This window comes from Streptomyces tanashiensis (assembly GCF_014648895.1).
Classification (GTDB): Bacteria; Actinomycetota; Actinomycetes; order Streptomycetales; family Streptomycetaceae; genus Streptomyces; species Streptomyces tanashiensis.
This window is the reverse complement of the sequence record NZ_BMRZ01000006.1, coordinates 74291-92386: the sequence shown is the minus strand read 5'-3', so window position 1 is coordinate 92386 and position 18096 is coordinate 74291. Positions and strand designations below refer to the sequence as shown.

Sequence of the window (18096 nt, the reverse complement as noted above, 5' to 3'; positions counted from 1 at the left end):
CCCCATCGTACTGAACGCACGACCGTGCGGACATCTTGGCGCCCGCCGGGGCTACCCGGCCCGCTCTCCCGGGTCCCGCCGCTCCGCCGGGGCCAGCAGGAGCACCTCCAGGGCCCGCGCGCAGGACCGCGCCTGCGCCACGTACCAGTCGAGCCGCGCGTCGGTGATCAGCTCGGGCGTCGCGCGGACGGCGAGCGCGAACCGCGCGTGCCCCGCGCGCTCCAGGACCGGCACGGCCACCGTCCGCACCCCGAGGGCCGACTCGCCGTCGTTGAGGGCGTACCCCGCCTCCCGTACGCGTGCCAACTCGGCGGCCAGGGCGGGAGGTTCGACGATGGTCCGCTCCGTGAACGCGTACAGCGGCGGCAGGGAGCGCGGGCCGCCCTCGCCCGCCCGGGGCCAGGCGAGCAGCACCTTCCCGAGCGCCGTCGAGTGCAGCGGCCGGCGCAACCCCACCTTCGGGGTCACCGAACCACCCGCCACGATCACCACGTGCGGACCGCTGCGCAGGGCCAAGTCGGCGGTGGCGCCGGTCCGTTCGGCCAGATCGGACAGCTCGGGCGCGGCCAGGTGCAGCCCCCGCTGGTGGTACGAGAGACGGCCCAGCTCCGTCATCGCCGGACCCAGCCGGTAGCGCGCGGTCCGGGCGTCCTGCTCCAGGAAGCCCGCACCGAGCAGGGTGCGGGCCAGCCGGTGCGCCGTCGAGGTGGAAAGGCCGAGCCGGCGCGCGAGGTCGGAGGCGCTCAGGTCGGGCCCGTTGTCGTGGAAACAGTGCAGCACGTCCAGTGCGCGGCGGACCGCCTGGGCGCCCGCCGGGGGTCGGACGATGCCGGCCTCGGTCGTCATAGGGTTCGCTCCCCGTGGGTGATCGGGCTCCCACGCTCCCACATGGCGGGAGCCGAATCAGGCTCGGGGCAAGGTCGGAAACACTCCGTTCACAAGCAATCCCACATCGTGGGAGCAGAGTTGTGGGCGGTCGAAGAACCGTGGCAAGGTTCCGGCCAACACCCGACAGCGGCACCGAGCCGGAAGGAGCAGGCCGCCGATGAACGCACGACACGCGCCGGACGCCCTCCGCGCACCGCTCGCCCTCACCCGGCGCCGCCACATCGACCTGGCGCGCTTCGCCGGCGCCGGCTGTCGCTGACACCCGGCCTTCGCCCGACAGCTCCCTCCGCCCGGCACCGGGCGTTCGCCGACGCGTCCGGCAGTAGCTTTCGAGCCACGCCGTCGGCGCCGAACGCGCTGAGAGCCCGTGCCCACGCCCGCCGGTCGTCCGCCGGTCCTGCGTGGCAGCCGGTCCTCCCCGGCGGCCGGTCCACCGTGCCCGCCGACCCGACCCCTCCCTCCTTCACGGGCGGCCGTGCCCCGCCGCCGTCTCCCGACCCTTCACACCCCGGGATGCCCTCCATGCCGTACGCCCGCGTTCCCGACACGCTCTGGTTCACCCGCTGCCCCGTCCCCACCGCCACCGGCGTCGCCGCCGACCGGGGCTGGCTGGCCGGGGAGTTCGCCCCCGACGACATCGCCGTCCGCTCGCTCCAGGACGCCGAACCAGGCGCCGACCGCGCCACCCACTTCACCCACGCCCTGCCCGGGCTCTTCCGCGAGGGCGGCAACGTGCCCGCCCTGTGGGCCCGTTCGCGGGGCGAGCGCACCCGGCTCGTGGGGCTGACCTGGATCGAGGAGCGCCAGGCGGTGCTCGTCGCCCCCGGCTCCCCGGTGCGCGGAGCCGCCGCCCTGCGCGGACTCCGGCTCGCCGTCCCGCGCCACTCCGTGCCCATCGACTTCTGGCGGGCGATGGCCCTGCGCGGCTTCGAGGGCGCCCTCGCCTCTGCGGGGTACGGACTCGGCGACGCCGTCCTCGTCGACGTACCGGCCGACGGTCATCGGGGGCAGTGGGCCGCCGAGCTCGACGCCCTGCGCCGGGGCGAGGTCGACGCGGTCTACGTGAAGGGGGCCCTCGCCGTCGAGGCGGCCCGACGCGCCGGTGCCGAGGTGGCCGTCGAGCTCGACGACCTGCCCGACCCCGCGCACCGCGTCAACAACGGCACCCCGCGCCCCCTCACCGTCCACCAGGACCTCCTGGACGAACACCCCGAGCTCGTGGCGCGCTTCCTCGCCGTACTGCTCCGCGCCGCCGACTGGGCCGCCGGCGAGCCCGCCGAGGTCGCCCGCATCCTCGGCGCCGAGACCGGGGCGGGCGCCGAGGGCGTCGCGGGCGCCTACCGGCCCGGCACCCACCGCACCCTCCACCCCGACCTGTCCGAGACCCGGCTCGACCTGCTCGCCCGGCAGGAGCGGGCCCTGCGCGCCCACGGCTTCCTGCCCGAGGCGGTGGACGTACGCGCCTGGGCCGACCCGGAGCCCCTGCGCCGCGCCCACCGGATCGCGGCCACCGGCACGCCGGAACCGCTCGCCCGGCCCGTGCCGTAAGGGCCCGCGCCGGAACCGTCCACCCGTCCGGTAACGGCTCACGCCAGAACCGCCCGTCCGGTAGCGGCCCGCGCCGGAACCGTCCACCCGTCCCGTAACGGCTCACGCCAGAACCGCCCGTCCGGTAGCGGCCCGCGCCGGAACCGCCCGCCCGTCCCGTAACGGCTCACGCAGGAACCCCCCACCCGGCCCGTCCCGTGACAGCCGCCCCGCACCCCCCGTCCCGCCATCTCCCGCTCCCCGGAGGAAGACCGCCATGCGCCCACTGACCCCGCTCGCCGCTCTGGCGGCCCTCGCCGCCCTCTCCACCGTCACCGCCTGCGGCGGCGCGGACGGCGACGGCGACCCGAAGGGCAAGAGCGGACAGGGGACGGTCACCGTCCGCATCCCCGACCCCGGAAACGCCGGCGTCCTCGCCCGCGGCAAGAAGGACGGCAGCCTCGACAAGGCCCTCGCCGCCGTCGGTGCCAAGGTGGCCTGGACCGGCAGCGCCGGACCCTTCGCCCCGGCCGCCCAGGCGATGAACGCCGACCAACTCGACATCGCGACCGGCTCCATCACCTCCGGCATCACCTCCCTCTCCCAGAGCCCCGGCTTCGCCTTCTTCACCGCCACCGATCCCGACCCCGTCGGCGAGGGCATCCTCGTCCGCGAGGGCTCGGACATCACCTCCGTCCAGGACCTCGTCGGCCGCAAGGTCGCCGTCAACAAGGGCGGCACCGGCGAGTACCTGCTCCTCAAGGCCCTCGCGAAGGCCGGGATCCCCGCCGACAAGGTCGAGCGCGTCTATCTGCGCCCCGACCAGACCGCCGCCGTCTTCAACGCGGGACAGGTCGACGCCTGGGCCGTCTGGTCCACCTACGCCGTCGCCGAGATCGGCACGGGCAAGGCCCGCTTCGTCGCCGACGGAGCCGCCATCGGCTCCGACAACTACAGCCTCAACGCCGTCCGTTCGGACTTCGCGAAGGAGCACCCCGAGATCGTCAAGGCGCTCTACGCCTACCTCCACGAGCACAGCGCCAAGGAGAGGAAGGACCCGGCCGCCTACCTCAACGTCTTCACGGACGCCGGCCCGACCGCCGTCAACGGCAAGGCCAAGGACGTCCAGATCGCCTTCACCGGCAAGGGAGGCACCGTCGACCCCATCGGCCCCGAGGACATCGAGCGCTTCGAGACCGTCGCCCGGTTCTACGCCGACCAGAAGGTCACCCCGGGCAAGGTCGACATCACCGCCCACCTCCTCGACGTCGAGAAGCTGTCATGACGGCCGCCGGTACGGAGGAGACGCACCCGGACGGGCTCGTCGCGCCGCGCCCACCGGTCCGCCGCGCCCGTTCCCGTCCGTACGCCGTCACCGTCCGCGCCCTCGGCCCGGTCGCCCTGCTCGCCCTGTGGTGGACCTCCTCGGCCACCGGTCTCCTCACCCCCGATGTCCTCGCCTCACCCACCCAAGTGATCGACGCGGTGGGCGAGTTGTGGGGCAACGGGCAACTGCCCGACGCGCTCGCCACCTCCCTCACCCGCTCCGGACTCGGCCTCGTCATCGGCCTCGCCGCCGGACTCGCCCTGGGCATCACCACCGGCTTCACCCGCCTCGGCGACGAACTCCTCGACTCCTCCCTCCAGACCCTGCGCACCATCCCCTTCCTCTCCCTCGTCCCCCTCTTCATGGTCTGGTTCGGGATCAACGAGGCCGCGAAGATCCTGCTCATCGCGGTCGCCACCACCTTCCCGATGTACGTCTCCACCACCGGGGGCGTCCGCAACACCGACCGCAAACTCGTCGAGGCCATGCGCAGTTTCGGGCTCGGCCGGCTCGCGATCGTCCGCCAGGTCGTCCTGCCCGGCGCCCTTCCCTCGCTCCTCGCCGGACTGCGGCTCTCCATGACGCTCAGCGTCATCGCGCTGATCGCCGCCGAGGAGATCAACGCCACCGAGGGCATCGGCTATCTGATGTCCCAGGCCCAGAGCTACGCCCGCACCGACATCCTCGCCGTCTGCATCCTCGTCTACGGACTCCTCGGCCTCACCGCCGACGTCCTCGTCCGCGGCCTGGAGCGGATCCTCATGCCCTGGCGCACCGCCGGACCGGGAGGCACGACATGACCGCCGTACGGGTCAGGGGACTGCGCCGGGTCTTCGGCGACCGCGCCGTCCTCGACGGCCTCGACCTGACCATCGGGCGCGGCGAGTTCGTCGCCCTGCTCGGCGCCAGCGGCAGCGGCAAGACCACCCTGCTGCGCATCCTCGGCGCCCTCGACGGGGCCGACGGGGGAGAGGCCCTCGTCCCCGCCGCCCGCACCGTCGTCTTCCAGGAGCCCCGGCTCATCCCCTCCAAGAAGGTCCTCGCCAACGTCACCGTCGGACTGCCGCGCGGCGCGGCGACGCGGGCGACCGGGCTGCGGGCGCTCGCCGAGGTCGGCCTGGAGCGGCACGCCGAGGCCTGGCCCGCCACGCTCTCCGGCGGCGAGGCCCAGCGCGTCGCACTGGCCCGGGCCCTGGTCCGCGAGCCCGAACTCCTCCTGCTCGACGAACCGTTCGCCGCGCTCGACGCGCTGACCCGGCTCCGCATGCAGGACCTGGTGGGCGAACTGCGCCGGATCCACCGGCCCGCCGTCCTGCTCGTCACCCACGACGTCGACGAGGCCGTGCGCCTCGCCGACCGGGTCGCCGTGCTGCGCGACGGCCGGCTCGTCACCGACGAACCCGTGACCGTCGCCCGTCCCCGCGACCCCGGCGACCCGGCCTTCGTGGCCCTGCGCCGCCGCCTCCTCGCCGACCTCGGCGTCCACGCGCCCGAAGCATCCCCGACCCCCTCTCTCGAAGGAGCCCCGGCATGACCGTCGTCATCGGCGTCCACCGCAGCAACCCCTCCCTCTACCACCTCTCCCGCCTCGGCTACGCGGAGGAGGAGCTCGCCGCCCTCGGCGAGACCGTGACCTGGCACCCGTACACCGACGGAGTCCGCACCGGCGCCCACCTCGCCGACGGCACCATCGACTTCGGCGGCACCGGCTCCACGCCGCCCGTCACCGCGCAGGCCGCGGGCCACGACATCGTCTACACGTCCGTCTCCGCGCCCCGCCCCGACCACGGCGCCCTCCTCGTCCCCGAGGACAGCCCGGTCCGCACCGTCGCCGACCTCAAGGGCGGCACCGTCCACCTCGCCGTCGGCTCCTGGCAGACGCACCTCGTCGCCAAGGCGCTCGACGACGCCGGCCTCTCGTACGCCACCGACATCACCCCCGTACGCGGGGACTCCGGCAGCGAGGCGAAGCTCCGCGCCGGCGAGATCACCGCCTGGGTCGCGCAGGGCGCGGAGCTCGCCGCCGCCCGCCGCACCGGCGGCCTGCGGACCCTGATCCGCACCGGCGACGTCATCAGCGACCGGTCCGTCTTCTTCACCCGCCGCGACCTGGCCGAGCGGCGGCCCGAGCTCGTCGAGGCGCTCACCCGTGCGCTGCGGCGGGCCGACGCGTGGGCCGCCGCGCACCCGCGCGAGGCCGCCGAGATCGCCGCCGCCGACCAGGGCGGCACGGTCGAGGACTGGGAGACGGCCCTGCGCGCCCTGCCCTGGACCATCGAGGCGGTCACCGAGGAGTTCATCGCCGAGCAGCAGCGGGCGGCGGACATCTTCCACCGGACCGGATTCGTCGACCGCGCGATCACCGTCGCCGACGCCCTGCCCCGGAAGGCCTGAACCGATGACGCACCAGGCCCCCGAAGTCCTCTGGTACGTGATCCCGCGCGAAGGCGCCTACCCGTGGGAGCCGGACGGGCGCCGCCCCGTCGATCTCGGCTATCTCACCCAGCTCGCCGGCACGGTCGAACGCCTCGGCTACACCGGTGCGCTGCTCGCCACCGACCTCTACGACGTGTGGCCGCTCGGCTCCGCGCTCGCCGCCTCCACCAGCACGCGCTTCAAGCCGCTGCTCGCCGTCCACCCGGGCCTGATCTCGCCGACGCTCCTGGCCAAGATGGCGCTCAGCTTCGACAACCTCTTCGGCGGCCGGCTCCGGTTCAACGTCGTCAACGGCTCGACGAACTCCCTGCGGGAGTACGGCCTGCACGTCGAGCACGACGAGCGGTACGAGCTGAGCGCCGAGTACTGGTCGATCGTCAAGCGGCTCACGGCCGGCGAGGTCTTCGACCACAAGGGGAAGTTCTACGACCTCAAGGGCGCCGGCGCCTCCTTCGGCGACCTGCGCCCCGTCCAGGCCCCGCACGTTCCGCTCTGGTTCGGCGGCTCCTCGGCGCCCGGCATCGAGATGGCCGCCGAGCACGTCGACGTCTACCTCACCTGGGGCGAACCCCCGCACCTGCTGAAGGAGAAGCTCGACCACGTCCGGGCCAGGGCAGCCGCCCACGGCCGCACCCTCCGGATCGGGCTGCGGCTCCACCTGATCGTCCGCGACACCGAGGACGAGGCCTGGGCCGCCGCCGACCGGCTCCTGGACGTCACCAGCGAGGCGACGTACGCCCGGCAGCTCGGCGACCGCGCGGGCGAGGACGGCGTCGGCTGGCAGCGCCAGTTCCGCCAGCACGGCGGCAAGGTCCCGGCGCGGGCACGCGAACTGGAGACGCACCCGAACCTCTGGCCCGGCATGAGCCTGTTCCGGCCCGGCCCCGGCACGGCCGTCGTGGGCTCCACGGCCCAGGTCGTGGAACGGCTCAAGGAGTACCAGGACCTGGGAGTGGACACCTTCATCCTGTCGGGCAACCCGCTCCTGGAGGAGGCGTACCGGGTCGCCGAAACAGTGCTCCCGGCACTGGGTATCCGCCATTGATCGAACGTTGATGGCGTGTTTACGGCACCCCGGCAGGCTGTCCTTCATGCAGACGGATACCGACGTGCTGACCGCCCCCGACCTCTCCTGGCGCGAGAACGCCCTGTGCGCCCAGGCCGGCCCCGAGTTCTTCTTCCCGGCGCCCGGCTCGTCGACGCGCGAGGCGAAGCAGTTGTGCGGGGCGTGCGAGGGGCGCGTGGCGTGCCTCGAGTACGCGCTGACCCACGACGAGAGGTTCGGGGTGTGGGGCGGGCTCTCCGAGAAGGAGCGCGGGCGGCTCAAGCGGCAGAGCCGCTGAGCCGCCCGGCGACGGGTCGGTGGGTCAGCCGGCCGCGCGGGAGGCCATCCGGGCCTTGCGGGCGGCGAGCTTCTCGTCGAACTTGCTCGCCTCGCTGTCCAGGCCGTTCATGTAGAGCCCCAGCTCCTCCTGGGCGCGCAGGCCGTCCGGGCCGAGGCCCTCGATCTGGAGGACCTTGAGGAAGCGCAGGACGGGCTGGAGGACGTCGTCGTGGTGGATGCGCATGTTGTAGATCTCGCCGATCGCCATCTGCGCGGCCGCCCGCTCGAAGCCAGGCATGCCGTGTCCGGGCATCCGGAAGTTGACCACCACGTCGCGCACGGCCTGCATGGTCAGGTCGGGGGCGAGCTCGAAGGCCGCGCCCAGCAGGTTGCGGTAGAAGATCATGTGGAGGTTCTCGTCGAGCGCGATGCGGCTCAGCATCCGGTCGCAGACCGGGTCGCCGGACTGGTGGCCGGTGTTGCGGTGCGAGATGCGGGTGGCGAGCTCCTGGAAGGCCACGTACGCGACGGAGTGCAGCATCGAGTGCCGGTTGTCGGACTCGAAGCCCTCGCTCATGTGGGCCATCCGGAACTGCTCCAGCTTGTCCGGGTCGACGGCGCGCGAGGCGAGCAGGTAGTCGCGCATCACGATGCCGTGACGGCCCTCCTCGGCGGTCCAGCGGTGCACCCAGGTGCCCCAGGCGCCGTCGCGGCCGAAGAGGCTGGCGATCTCGTGGTGGTAGCTCGGGAGGTTGTCCTCGGTGAGCAGGTTGACCACGAGGGCGATCTTGCCGATGTCGGTCACCTTGGACTGCGACGGCTCCCAGGCCTCGCCGTCCTCGAAGAAGCCGGGGAAGTTGCGGCCGTCGGACCACGGCACGTACTCGTGCGGCATCCAGTCCTTGGTGACCTTGAGGTGCCGGTTGAGCTCCTTCTCGACGACCTCTTCCAGCGCGTAGAGCAGGCGCGCGTCGGTCCACTCCGCCGAGCTGCCGAGGTGGGGAGAGGTGAGCGTCACGGGAACTCCTGGGGACGGAGAAGGGCATACGGGCATACCTACGGATTCGTAGGTTACGAAACCGTAGGTTAAGGCTCCGTAAGGCGTCGGCCAAGCCCGTCCCGGCGATGTCCGGTTACGTTCCGTTATGTGCGCTGCTCCGGCGTGGTGCCGGAGACGCAGGTCACGTCCTCGGCGGCGGTTGTCGGCCATGCGGCCGACTACGCAGCGGAGACACCCGGCGGCTCGGAGTGGGTGATCGGAGCAGGCGATCGGGGCGGGTGACCGGAGCGGGTGATCCAGGGCAGGTGAGTCAGAGCAGGTGATCGGCCGCTCCGGCCTTCACGGCCGAGATCAGCGCCCGGAGCGCCTCGACGGAGTCGCTGACGTACACGTCGGGGGAGAGCGTCGAGCCGATGTAGGCCCGGCCGGCGTCGTCGAGACCGAAGCGGAAGCAGTTCGCGCCCTCGCTGCAGAAGGCCTCGTTCCAGTCGATCGCGACGGCGGCGGGGGCGGACGGGGCGGCGGGGGCGCCGGTCGTGACGTTCATGGTGGGGGTCCTTCACAGATCCTGGGATATGGCGCGGACGAACGCGCGGGATTCGGCCGCCGGCAGGGCGAGCCCCCGCAGCCGGTCCAGCAGGCCGCGGTACCGGCGCAGTTGCATGTCGGTGTCGAGGAGGAGCGAGCCGTGTGAGGAATCGAGCTGCACGGTATCGAGCTGCGGCACCGGCGCGGACACATAGGTGAACGACTGGCCCGCCCCGGGGAAACCCCCCGCGGCGAAGGGGATCACGCGTACGGAGACGGTGTCCCGCTCGGTGTGCGTCAGGATGTGCTCCAGCTGGGCCCGCGCGACCTTCGGTCCGCCGAACTGCATGCGCAGCGCCGCCTCGTGGATCACCGCCTCGTACCGCACCGGCCTCTCCCGCTCCAGGACCTGCCGGCGACGCAGCCGCAGGGCGAGCCGGGCCTCCAGGTCGGGTTCGGGCAGTGCGGGGACGGCCGTGTCGAAGACCGCCCGGGCGTGCTCCTCGGTCTGCAGGAGACCCGGGATGTGGGTGGTCACGGAGGTCTCCAACTCCGTGGCGTGGAACTCCAGTTCGGCGATGTCGAGGAGCGCGGGCGGCAGCATTCCGCGGTGCTCCTCCCACCAGCCCCGGTCCCGCTCCCGGGCCATGCCGGCGAGGAGGTCGACGAGTCCGGCGTCCGGACAGCCGTAGTTGAACGCGAGGGTGCGGACGCGTTCGGCGCTGATCCCGAAGCGGCCCGACTCGATGTTCGGGATGCGGGTGCGGTCGACGCCCAGGAGGGCGGCGGCCTGCTGGGCCGACATCCCCGATTGTTCGCGCAGTTTGCGCAGTTCGCTCCCGAGGCGCTGCTGTCGCGCGGTCGGGCTGCTCCTGGGTGGCACGCTCTGTCTCCCTTTCGCTCCGTGACGCCGCGACTCCCCGTGAGCCGCCGTTTTGGCCGGAATGGCATGACTACCCGCAAGTAGTAGCACTGTGCTCCGGTCGTGCGCTACGGTCGGTAGCGCCAGTCTCACACGGGGCTACCGTGACCGTGTGCAGGTACCCCCCCATGCACCAGGAAATGTGAGCAAACCGATGAAGGGCGCCCTGCGTTGCCTCCCGACCGCCGCCGCGGCCGGGCCCATACCTCCCGCCGCGGAGAACCTCAGCTACTCGATGCTGCTCCCCGGCGGCGCCTACTGCGCGAGACTCGCGCGCGAGGCGGTCCGCTCGCTCCTCGACCGGCACGGCCTCTCCGACCTCTGCGAGACCGCCGCGCTCGCCGCCTCCGAACTCGTCTCGGCCGCCTACCGGTTCACCCCCGACCAGGAGATGATCCTCCGCGTCCGCTGGCAGTTCGAGGCCCTGCGGATCGTCCTCTACGACCAGCACCCGGCCCATTCCTCGCCCCACGCGGCCGAGGAATGCCGCGACCGCCGCAGCCGCAGCATGTGGCTGCTGGCCGCGGCGGTCGACGCGCACGGCGGGGACTGGGGACTGGCCCCCGTCCTCACCCCCGGCGGGGGCACCAAGTCCTGGGCCTTACTCCACCGCTAGAACGCGGAGCCGGACTCCCGGCACCAGACCCCTTCTCGGTGCCAAGACTCCCGGGCCCAGACCCCGGGCCCGAACTCCGGCGCCCGGACCCCGGACCCCTCCGCCTAGATGCCGGCTTCACTCCGGCGAGGGCTCGGGGTCATGTCCCTGACCTCCTCCGCGGTCGTCGGCCGCAGCTCACCGTCGAGCAGCAGCCAGCGGGTGATCCCCAGCGACTCCAGGAACGTCACGTCGTGGCTCGCCACGATCAGCGCCCCCTCGTAGGCGTCGAGGGCCGCGGTCAGCTTCCGTACCGACGCCATGTCCAGGTTGTTCGTCGGCTCGTCCAGCATCAGCAGCTGCGGAGCCGGCTCCGCGAGGAGCAGCGCGGCCAGCGTCGCCCGGAACCGCTCCCCGCCCGACAGGGTCCCGACGGGCTGATCGGCCCGCGCCCCTCGGAACAGGAACCGGGCGAGCCGCGCCCTGATCGCGTTGCCCGTCGCCGTGGGCGCGAAGCGGGCCACGTTCTCCACCACGCTCAGCCCGTCGTCGAGCACGTCGAGCCGCTGCGGCAGGAAGCGCAGCGGCACCCGTGCGTCCGTCTCGCCCGACAGCGGCTCCAGCTCCCCGGCGATCGTCCGGAGCAGCGTCGTCTTGCCGGCGCCGTTCCGGCCGACCAGGGCGATCCGCTCCGGGCCGCGCAGCTCGAAGGCGCCGTCGACCCGGGACCCGTGGCGCAGCTCCAGGTCCCGCAGGTGCAGGACCTCGCGGCCCGGCGGCACGGAGGTACGGGGCAGCTCGATGCGGATCTCGTCGTCGTCCCGTACCGCCTCCACCGCCGCGTCGAGCCGCTCCCGGGCCTCCGAGAGGCGCTCCGCGTGCAGCGTGCGCTGCTTGCCGGCCGTGACCTGCGCGTCGCGCTTGCGCCCGTTCGCCACGATCTTGGAGGCGACCTTGTTGTCGAAGCTCTTCTGGCCGTAGCGCTTGCGGCGCGCCAGCTTCATCTGGGTGTCGGCGAGTTCGCGCTTCTGGCGCTGCACGTCGGCCTCGGCGACCCGCACCATCCGCTCGGCGGCCTCCTGTTCGGCGGCGAGCGCCGTCTCGTACGCGGACCAGTTGCCCCCGTACCACTCGACCTCGCCGTCGCGCAGGTCGGCGATCTGGTCGACCCGCTCCAGGAGTTCACGGTCGTGGCTGACGACGACCAGGACGCCGGACCACTTCTCCACCGCTTCGTAGAGGCGCGCGCGGGCGTGCAGATCCAGATTGTTGGTGGGCTCGTCGAGCAGGAGTACGTCAGGTCGGGCGAGCAGCAGCGCGGCGAGGCGCAGCAGCACGGACTCGCCGCCCGAGATCTCGCCCACGGTCCGGTCCAGGCCGACGTGGTCGAGGCCGAGCTGGTCGAGGACCGCCCGGGCCCGCTCCTCCACGTCCCAGTCGTCGCCGATGGTGGTGAAGTGCTCCTCCGAGGGGTCGCCCGCCTCGATGGCGTGCAGGGCGGCCCGCGCGTCGGCGATGCCGAGGATCTCGTCCACCCGCCGTGAGGTGTCCAGGACCAGGTTCTGCGGGAGGTACCCGAGCTCACCGGTGACCCGGACCGTGCCGTCCTGCGGGGTCAGTTCACCCGCGATCAGCTTCAGGAGCGTGGACTTGCCGGAGCCGTTGAGCCCGACGAGCCCGGTGCGGCCGGGGCCGACCGAGAGGCGGAAGTCGTCCAGGACGGTGGTGCCGTCCGGCCAGGAGAAGGAGAGGGAGGAACAGGTGATGAAAGTGGGGTGATGCGCCATGCAGGCCTCCGGGTCGCGCGAGCGTGGAAAGGGAGCAACGCGAGAGACACCGGGGCGCGGGCAGTGTGGAGAACGGCTCGTACGCCGAGGTCGAGAACGGCACACGCGGCACAGGGGGCACGCGCGGCTCGGTGTCTCGCAACCTCAGACGAGCAACGTCCTTCTCCGATCGGGTGACGACAAGGTCAGGAACGACCGTACGCCTCGCATCGGAGGGGCGGCAAACGATTTAACGCGGTCCGCCTACGGGTGGTCGCGGAGCAGCTCCGCCAGGTCCTGGTCCCAGTCCAGGTACTGGTGCTCGCGCCCCGCCGGGACGAGGTGCTGCGAGCGCTCCAGGAAGCGGCGCAGCTCGGAGGTCCGGACATGGACCATCGCCACCCCCTCCGGGGCGTGGAACTCGACCACCGTGCGGTCGTACCCGTACGGACGCAGCCGCACGTCCCCGACCCCGGCCGGGCGCTCGACCCCCTGGACGAGCAGCTCGCGCGCGAAGGCCCAGGAGACCTCCACGCCCTCCAGGGTCGCCGGCGGGGGGAAGGCCATGCTCACGGCGTACGGATCCCCGCGGTCGTACCGAAGGGTGGCGGGGACGGTCTCCATCCGGGGCGCGGACGCGACCAGACGGGCCTGCACGGCCTGCTCGATGACGGCGGACAAGACCGGCTCCTCTCACGCGGGCTTCGGATCCTGTGCGTCTCCCCGACACCAGGGCACCTGACACCCCTCTAGACGAGCGGGACGGCGGGAACGTGCACTCGGCCCCTACGTGACCTGTGTCACCGGGGGTCCCGAAGCGCGTCCGGTGCGAGGGCGGTGGTGGGCTGATGCCGTCGGGCGTGCTCGCGCGCGTGGCCGGGGTGGGCGGGTGTGTGCGGGCCGGCTGGGGTCGATGCGCGCACCCGGCCGAGCCGGGCGTCAGCGTTGCTCCGGGACGTCGTCGTCCTCCGGTTCCGCGCAGGGGCCGGAGTGGTCGCAGTACGGCTGATTTCCCGAGGCCCCGCACCCGCAGAGCATCGCCCGGGTCTCGTGGCGGTCACCGTACGCGCCCGTCACGACCAGGTCGCCGCGGACCACCAGCTGGCCGGCGGGGTTGCGGCGCACCGTGGTGGGGGAGTCCGGGGGCTCGGCCACGGCGTCCTCGGGGCGGTGGTGGTACTGGAGGGCTCCCGAGGGGCAGCGCCGGACGACCTCCGCGACCCGGGCCGGTTCGGCGGCGTCGGGCAGCACCCACGGGCGCCGGGACAGGTCGAAGACCTCCGGCAGGCCGTGGACGCACTCCGCCGCGTGCAGACAACGGCGCGGCTCGAAGGTGACGGTGATGCCCTCGCCCTCGTACTCCTTGAGCCTCGGCTTCTCGTCGCCCGCCCGCTCGCTCGTCGGGTCGGTCGCACGGTCGCTCATGTGACCAGCCTAGGAACGCCCGGCCGGGGACGCACCCTGGACGCGGAGCGGCCCGGGGCACTAGCTTCCGGCGCCATGACGTCCATGGGGAAGACGAGACGAATGATGTCGGTGGGGCTGATCGGGGCGGCGCTCGCGCTGACCCTGGCCGCCCCGGCGCGGGCCGGGGAGACCCCCACGGCAGCGGCCGGCTGGCAGGTGACACCGACCGGCACCGACGCCCGCTTCCGGGGGCTCGCCCCGGTCGACCGCGGGACCGCGTGGGCCGCGGGTTCGAAGGGCACGGTGCTGCGCACCACCGACGGCGGCCGGAGCTGGCGGAACGTGTCGCCGGCCGGCGCGGGCGACCTGGAGTTCCGTGATGTCGAGGCCTTCGACGCCCGCCGGGCCGTCGTCCTCGCCATCGGGGAGGGCGAGGCCTCCCGGGTGCTGCGCACCGAGGACGGCGGCGCCACCTGGACCGAGTCCTTCCGCAACACCGACGCGCGGGCCTTCTACGACTGCATGACCTTCTTCGACCGACGGCACGGACTCGCCATGAGCGACCCGGTCGACGGCAAGTACCGCATCCTCTCCACCCGCGACGGCGGCCGGTCCTGGCAGGTCCTGCCGAGCGCCGGCATGCCCGACGCGCTCCCCGGCGAGGCGGGCTTCGCCGCGAGCGGCCAGTGCCTGGTCTCGGCCGGGCCCCGGGACGTGTGGCTCGCCACGGGCGGCGGGGCCACCGCGCGCGTGCTGCACTCCGCCGACCGCGGCCTGACCTGGACCGCCACCGACACGCCCGTCCCGGCCGGCGACCCGGCCCGCGGCGTCTTCGGGCTCGCCTTCCGCGACCGGACGCACGGCATCGCCGTCGGCGGCGACTACCGCAAGGACCAGCCGTCCCCGCAGGCCGGCGCGGTCAGCACCGACGGGGGCCGCACCTGGCGCCCCTCGGCCACGCCGCCGCCCGCCTACCGCTCCGGCGTCGCCTGGCTCCCGCACAGCAGGACCGCCGCGCTCGCCGTCGGCCCGACCGGCACCGACCTCACGACGGACGGCGGACGCACCTGGCGCACGGTCGACACCGGCTCGTACGACACGGTCGACTGCACCTCGGACGGCTCCTGCTGGGCCTCGGGCGAGAAGGGCCGCATAGCCCGGCTGGCCACCAGGCCCTAGGCGGGCAGCTCCTCCCGGTACGCGGCGATCCCGTCGGCCGTCTTGGTCGCGTAGAACTCCGTGATCCGGTAGGCGCACACGCCCTCGACGCTGAACGGGTCGGCCGCCGCGATCCTCTCGATCTCCGCGCGGTCGACCCCGGCGGCCAGGATCACCCCGCCGTCCCGCGGGTTCTTCCGCCCCGACGCCAGGAACACGCCCTCGGCGTACTGCGCGTCGAGCCACTCGACGTGCGCGTCGAGCAGCGCGTCCACCCGCTCGACGGGTGCGGTGTAGGTCAATTCCAGTACGAACATGATCGCCAGGCTACCGGCCGCCACCCGGCCGGGGCCGGGACGTCCCAGCCCTCGGAACGGCCGCCCCGCCGGCCGTAGGGTGGCCCGCATCATGACGATCATCGAGATTCCGGCGGGCTGGCCCGCCGACGAGACCACCGCCCGGGCCGTCCAGCGGGAGCTGCGCGGACGGCTGGTGCGCGACGAGGAGGGCCCGGCGGTCGGTGAGGGCCACGTCACCGGCCTCGACGTGGCCTACGACGACGAGCGGGACCTCGTCGCCGCGGCGGCCGTCGTGCTCGACGCCCGGACCCTGGAGGTGGTGGAGGAGGCCACGGCGGTCGGCCGGGTCTCCTTCCCGTACGTCCCCGGGCTCCTCGCCTTCCGGGAGATCCCGACCGTGCTCGCCGCGCTCGACGCCCTGACCGCGGACCCGGGCCTCCTGGTCTGCGACGGCTACGGCCTCGCCCACCCCCGCCGCTTCGGGCTCGCCAGCCACCTCGGGGTGCTCACCGGGCGGGCGTCCATCGGCGTCGCCAAGAACCCGTTCACCTTCACCTACGCGGAGCCGGGCCCCGCCCGCGGCGACGCGGCCCCGCTGCTCGCCGAGGGCGAGGAGGTGGGCCGGGCCGTGCGCACCCAGGCCCGTGTGAAGCCGGTGTTCGTCTCGGTGGGCCACCGCGTCTCCCTCGCCAACGCCTGCGCCCAGACCCTCCATCTCGCCCCGCGCTACCGGATCCCCGAGACCACGCGCCGCGCGGACTCGCTCTGCCGCCGGGCCCTGAAGGAAGCGCTCGGGGAGGACTGAGAGGAGACACCCGGCCGGGCCGTGAGGTGCGCTCGGGGAGGACTGAGCGAAGACACCCGGCCGGGCCGTGAGGTGCCACGGGGAGGTCTGAGTACGCGTACGGATTCCGGTCCGCCGCCCGGCCCGGCAGAGTGGGGCTCATGACAACTCCCCTTTCCGTTCCGCCGCGTTCGACCGGACGCGGCCTGACTCTGGTCCTCGCCGGCGCCGGTGTGCTCGCCCTGGCCTGGACCTGCGCCATCCTGTACGTCCTCACCAGCTGGACGCTCGGGTGATCGGGCGGCTCCGGTGCGTCGTCCTCGACTGCCCCGACGCCCTCGAACTGGCGGAGTTCTACCGGCGGCTGATCGGCGGCGAGGTCGAGAGCCCCGATCCGCGGTGGGCCGTCGGCGAGGGCTCCGCCGTCCTGCGCGGCGACGGCGGCGGCCCGGTCCTCGCCTTCCAGGGCGTCGCCGACCACCGCCCGCCCGTCTGGGGGGCGCCCGAGCAGCAGTTCCTCCTCGACGTGCGGGTCGACGACCTGTCCGGCGCCCACGAGGCCGTCCTCGCCCTCGGAGCCGTGCCGCTCGACGGGGAGACCGGCGACGTCCCCTGGCGCGTCTACGCGGACCCGGCCGGCCACCCCTTCCGGCTCGTACGGCTCTGACGACGCCCGAACAGCGGGTCTCAGCCCCGGTGCGCCACCCGGAAGCGGATGCCCGCCGCCCGCAGGCGCTCGGTCAGGGCGTCGCCCATCGCCACCGCCGTCGTCACCTGGCCGGCGGTCTTCGGCAGGGGGTCGAAGGCGAGGCAGAGCGCCGACTCGGCGAGCATCCGCGCCGTCTCGTCGTAGCCCGGGTCGCCGCCCGAGACCTCGGTGAAGACCCGTCGTCCGCCGCCCTCGCCGACGAACCGGACCGAGAACCAGCTGCGGGCGCGCCGCTCGGCCGAAGGTCCCTGGCCCGACGAGTAACGCTCCATCAGCCAGGAGCGGACCGGCGGGAGTTGGGCGGCGGCCACGCCCGCACCGACGACGGCGGCGCCCCCGAGGGCCATCGGGAGCGTCTTCACGGAGGCGTAGTGCCGGTAGCGGAAGTCCGGTCCGTAGCGTTCCAGCGCCGCCGCCGAGCGCGCCACGACCTGCGGGTCGAGCGTCGGCAGCGGCAGCGCCCAGGTGCCCGTCTGCGGGCTGAACCGCGGTCCGCCCAACGGTGCGCGGGCCCTGCGGCCCACCAGGCGCGGCTCGTGCAGGCGGCGTTCGTGCGCCGCCCGCAGGATCTCCCGGCCCCGGCCGAACGCGGTCAGCGCCGAGGCGAAGGTGCCGCCGGAGAACGTGGCCCCGGCCCGGACGAAGCCGTCGACCCGCAGGGGCACGTCCTCGGGCAGCTGCCGCACGGTGAAGTACACGCCCAGGTCGTGCGGGACGGAGTCGAAACCGCAGGCGTGCACGATCCGGGCGCCGGTCTCCCGGGCCCGCGCGTCGTGCCGTACGAACATGAGGTCCACGAACTCGGACTCGCCCGTCAGGTCGAGATAGTCCGTGCCCGCCTCCGCGCAGGCCGCGACGAGCCCCTCTCCGTACCAGACGTACGGGCCGACCGTCGTCGCCACCACCCGAGCGGACTCGGCGAGTTCCCGCAGCGAGCCCGCGTCTGCCGAGTCGGCGACCACCAGCGGCAGGCCGGCCAGTCGGGGTCGCCCGGCGGCGAGCCGGTCCCGCAGCGCCTCCAGCTTTCCGAGGCTGCGCCCGGCGAGCGCCCAGCGGCACTCCGCGGGGGCGTGCTCGGCCAGATACTCCGCGGTGAGCTCGCCCACGAAGCCGGTCGCCCCGAAGAGGACCACGTCGTACGGTCTGGCTCCGGTCTCGCGCCCCACGCCCGCCCCTGTCTCCATCAAGACCCTCGTCTCGGCCGTACCGCGCCGCCGCGCGCGGTTGTCGTCGGCGGAGGATAGCGGAACCGGGCGGGGCTCCCGCCCGGACCCCGGCGGCCCCGGCCTCCCCGCCCCCGGGCGCGCTCCCGCCCGGAGCCCGGCCTCCGCAATTTCCAAGCGCTTGCTCGGCCGGGGGGCTTGTGCCGAATGGAACACGTTCCTAGCATCTCCGGTGTTACATCATTGGTGTCACACATGCCTGG

At 73.6% G+C, this 18096-nt stretch carries 22 protein-coding genes; 13 read left to right on the top strand and 9 right to left on the bottom strand.

Going from position 1 to position 18096, the window contains the following annotated elements; genetic code table 11:
* Positions 1-51: 51 nt before the first annotated feature.
* Complete coding sequence (locus IE237_RS20265; protein WP_189803456.1) at positions 52-846, bottom strand: IclR family transcriptional regulator; 795 nt, start codon at positions 844-846, stop codon at positions 52-54.
* A gap of 199 nt (positions 847-1045) precedes the next feature.
* Between IE237_RS20265 and IE237_RS41620 the strand changes: the two genes are divergently transcribed.
* The 8 genes from IE237_RS41620 to IE237_RS20230 all read left to right on the top strand — a co-directional run bounded on the left by IE237_RS41620 (position 1046) and on the right by IE237_RS20230 (position 7521).
* Positions 1046-1147: a putative leader peptide gene (locus tag IE237_RS41620; RefSeq protein WP_323809261.1), complete on the top strand. Its 102-nt coding sequence runs from the start codon at positions 1046-1048 to the stop codon at positions 1145-1147.
* A 263-nt stretch (positions 1148-1410) separates the two neighbouring features.
* On the top strand, positions 1411-2436 hold the full coding sequence (locus IE237_RS20260) for an ABC transporter substrate-binding protein (RefSeq protein ID WP_370468227.1): 1026 nt from the start codon (positions 1411-1413) through the stop codon (positions 2434-2436).
* 256 nt (positions 2437-2692) lie between these two features.
* Entirely contained in the window at positions 2693-3700 is a 1008-nt protein-coding gene (locus IE237_RS20255; protein ID WP_189803454.1) for an ABC transporter substrate-binding protein, read from the top strand.
* Positions 3697-4542 (top strand): ABC transporter permease, encoded by an 846-nt coding sequence (locus IE237_RS20250; protein WP_189803453.1) that lies wholly within the window; start codon positions 3697-3699, stop codon positions 4540-4542. Before IE237_RS20255 ends, IE237_RS20250 begins: the two co-directional genes overlap by 4 nt.
* Positions 4539-5276: an ABC transporter ATP-binding protein gene (locus tag IE237_RS20245; RefSeq protein WP_189803452.1), complete on the top strand. Its 738-nt coding sequence runs from the start codon at positions 4539-4541 to the stop codon at positions 5274-5276. The genes IE237_RS20250 and IE237_RS20245 overlap by 4 nt, the downstream gene beginning before the upstream one ends.
* Positions 5273-6136 carry an ABC transporter substrate-binding protein gene (locus IE237_RS20240; RefSeq protein WP_189803451.1) on the top strand — a complete coding sequence of 288 codons (864 nt, stop codon included), beginning with the start codon at positions 5273-5275 and terminating at the stop codon, positions 6134-6136. The genes IE237_RS20245 and IE237_RS20240 overlap by 4 nt, the downstream gene beginning before the upstream one ends.
* Before the next feature lie 4 nt (positions 6137-6140).
* On the top strand, positions 6141-7223 hold the full coding sequence (locus IE237_RS20235) for an LLM class flavin-dependent oxidoreductase (RefSeq protein WP_189803450.1): 1083 nt from the start codon (positions 6141-6143) through the stop codon (positions 7221-7223).
* 46 nt (positions 7224-7269) lie between these two features.
* Positions 7270-7521 (top strand): WhiB family transcriptional regulator, encoded by a 252-nt coding sequence (locus IE237_RS20230; protein ID WP_189803449.1) that lies wholly within the window; start codon positions 7270-7272, stop codon positions 7519-7521.
* Between the two features lie 24 nt (positions 7522-7545).
* On the opposite strand, the gene IE237_RS20225 is transcribed toward IE237_RS20230, so the two are convergent.
* From IE237_RS20225 to IE237_RS20215, 3 genes are all read right to left on the bottom strand, one after another.
* Complete coding sequence (locus tag IE237_RS20225) at positions 7546-8520, bottom strand: acyl-ACP desaturase (RefSeq protein WP_189803448.1); 975 nt, start codon at positions 8518-8520, stop codon at positions 7546-7548.
* Positions 8521-8812: 292 nt separating this feature from the next.
* The gene (locus IE237_RS20220) at positions 8813-9049 is read right to left on the bottom strand and encodes a hypothetical protein (protein ID WP_189803447.1); all 237 of its coding nucleotides are present in this window, start codon (positions 9047-9049) and stop codon (positions 8813-8815) included.
* Between the two features lie 12 nt (positions 9050-9061).
* A complete protein-coding gene (locus IE237_RS20215; protein WP_189803446.1) occupies positions 9062-9913 on the bottom strand; it encodes a helix-turn-helix domain-containing protein in 852 nt (283 codons plus the stop codon).
* 181 nt (positions 9914-10094) lie between these two features.
* Here IE237_RS20215 and IE237_RS20210 point away from each other — a divergent pair, with 181 nt between their 5' ends.
* Entirely contained in the window at positions 10095-10568 is a 474-nt protein-coding gene (locus IE237_RS20210; RefSeq protein ID WP_229842785.1) for an ATP-binding protein, read from the top strand.
* Positions 10569-10672: 104 nt separating this feature from the next.
* Here IE237_RS20210 and IE237_RS20205 read toward each other — a convergent pair whose 3' ends face one another.
* From IE237_RS20205 to IE237_RS20195, 3 genes are all read right to left on the bottom strand, one after another.
* A complete protein-coding gene (locus tag IE237_RS20205; RefSeq protein WP_189803445.1) occupies positions 10673-12334 on the bottom strand; it encodes an ABC-F family ATP-binding cassette domain-containing protein in 1662 nt (553 codons plus the stop codon).
* 243 nt (positions 12335-12577) lie between these two features.
* The gene (gene ssgD / locus IE237_RS20200) at positions 12578-12994 is read right to left on the bottom strand and encodes a spore wall synthesis regulator SsgD (RefSeq protein WP_189803444.1); all 417 of its coding nucleotides are present in this window, start codon (positions 12992-12994) and stop codon (positions 12578-12580) included.
* A 258-nt stretch (positions 12995-13252) separates the two neighbouring features.
* On the bottom strand, positions 13253-13738 hold the full coding sequence (locus tag IE237_RS20195; RefSeq protein ID WP_189803443.1) for a (4Fe-4S)-binding protein: 486 nt from the start codon (positions 13736-13738) through the stop codon (positions 13253-13255).
* An 84-nt stretch (positions 13739-13822) separates the two neighbouring features.
* Here IE237_RS20195 and IE237_RS20190 point away from each other — a divergent pair, with 84 nt between their 5' ends.
* Positions 13823-14899, top strand: a complete 1077-nt coding sequence (locus IE237_RS20190; RefSeq protein ID WP_229842801.1) for a WD40/YVTN/BNR-like repeat-containing protein — start codon at positions 13823-13825, stop codon at positions 14897-14899.
* On the opposite strand, the gene IE237_RS20185 is transcribed toward IE237_RS20190, so the two are convergent.
* Positions 14896-15195: a YciI family protein gene (locus IE237_RS20185; RefSeq protein WP_189803442.1), complete on the bottom strand. Its 300-nt coding sequence runs from the start codon at positions 15193-15195 to the stop codon at positions 14896-14898. The two genes, IE237_RS20190 and IE237_RS20185, sit on opposite strands and share 4 nt — an antisense overlap.
* 91 nt (positions 15196-15286) lie before the next feature.
* Here IE237_RS20185 and IE237_RS20180 point away from each other — a divergent pair, with 91 nt between their 5' ends.
* The 3 genes from IE237_RS20180 (at position 15287) to IE237_RS20175 (ending at position 16628) form a co-directional block, all read left to right on the top strand.
* Complete coding sequence (locus IE237_RS20180) at positions 15287-15982, top strand: endonuclease V (protein WP_189803441.1); 696 nt, start codon at positions 15287-15289, stop codon at positions 15980-15982.
* A 140-nt stretch (positions 15983-16122) separates the two neighbouring features.
* Positions 16123-16257 (top strand): morphogenic membrane protein MmpA, encoded by a 135-nt coding sequence (gene mmpA, locus IE237_RS41370; protein WP_268253707.1) that lies wholly within the window; start codon positions 16123-16125, stop codon positions 16255-16257.
* Complete coding sequence (locus IE237_RS20175; RefSeq protein ID WP_189803440.1) at positions 16254-16628, top strand: VOC family protein; 375 nt, start codon at positions 16254-16256, stop codon at positions 16626-16628. The genes mmpA and IE237_RS20175 overlap by 4 nt, the downstream gene beginning before the upstream one ends.
* A gap of 20 nt (positions 16629-16648) precedes the next feature.
* Here IE237_RS20175 and IE237_RS20170 read toward each other — a convergent pair whose 3' ends face one another.
* Positions 16649-17854, bottom strand: coding sequence for a saccharopine dehydrogenase family protein (locus IE237_RS20170; protein ID WP_370468226.1), 1206 nt, complete (start codon positions 17852-17854; stop codon positions 16649-16651).
* Positions 17855-18096: the final 242 nt, after the last annotated feature.

Excerpts from the sequence above, each read along its gene's own strand:
- IE237_RS20265 (WP_189803456.1), bottom strand. The coding sequence starts at position 846 with ATGACGACCGAGGCCGGCATCGTCCGACCCCCGGCGGGCGCCCAGGCG.
- IE237_RS41620 (WP_323809261.1), top strand. The coding sequence starts at position 1,046 with ATGAACGCACGACACGCGCCGGACGCCCTCCGCGCACCGCTCGCCCTC.
- IE237_RS20260 (WP_370468227.1), top strand. The coding sequence starts at position 1,411 with ATGCCGTACGCCCGCGTTCCCGACACGCTCTGGTTCACCCGCTGCCCC.
- IE237_RS20255 (WP_189803454.1), top strand. The coding sequence starts at position 2,693 with ATGCGCCCACTGACCCCGCTCGCCGCTCTGGCGGCCCTCGCCGCCCTC.
- IE237_RS20250 (WP_189803453.1), top strand. The coding sequence starts at position 3,697 with ATGACGGCCGCCGGTACGGAGGAGACGCACCCGGACGGGCTCGTCGCG.
- IE237_RS20245 (WP_189803452.1), top strand. The coding sequence starts at position 4,539 with ATGACCGCCGTACGGGTCAGGGGACTGCGCCGGGTCTTCGGCGACCGC.
- IE237_RS20240 (WP_189803451.1), top strand. The coding sequence starts at position 5,273 with ATGACCGTCGTCATCGGCGTCCACCGCAGCAACCCCTCCCTCTACCAC.
- IE237_RS20235 (WP_189803450.1), top strand. The coding sequence starts at position 6,141 with ATGACGCACCAGGCCCCCGAAGTCCTCTGGTACGTGATCCCGCGCGAA.
- IE237_RS20230 (WP_189803449.1), top strand. The coding sequence starts at position 7,270 with ATGCAGACGGATACCGACGTGCTGACCGCCCCCGACCTCTCCTGGCGC.
- IE237_RS20220 (WP_189803447.1), bottom strand. The coding sequence starts at position 9,049 with ATGAACGTCACGACCGGCGCCCCCGCCGCCCCGTCCGCCCCCGCCGCC.
- IE237_RS20205 (WP_189803445.1), bottom strand. The coding sequence starts at position 12,334 with ATGGCGCATCACCCCACTTTCATCACCTGTTCCTCCCTCTCCTTCTCC.
- IE237_RS20195 (WP_189803443.1), bottom strand. The coding sequence starts at position 13,738 with ATGAGCGACCGTGCGACCGACCCGACGAGCGAGCGGGCGGGCGACGAG.
- IE237_RS20190 (WP_229842801.1), top strand. The coding sequence starts at position 13,823 with ATGGGGAAGACGAGACGAATGATGTCGGTGGGGCTGATCGGGGCGGCG.
- IE237_RS20185 (WP_189803442.1), bottom strand. The coding sequence starts at position 15,195 with ATGTTCGTACTGGAATTGACCTACACCGCACCCGTCGAGCGGGTGGAC.
- IE237_RS20180 (WP_189803441.1), top strand. The coding sequence starts at position 15,287 with ATGACGATCATCGAGATTCCGGCGGGCTGGCCCGCCGACGAGACCACC.
- mmpA (WP_268253707.1), top strand. The coding sequence starts at position 16,123 with ATGACAACTCCCCTTTCCGTTCCGCCGCGTTCGACCGGACGCGGCCTG.
- IE237_RS20170 (WP_370468226.1), bottom strand. The coding sequence starts at position 17,854 with ATGGAGACAGGGGCGGGCGTGGGGCGCGAGACCGGAGCCAGACCGTAC.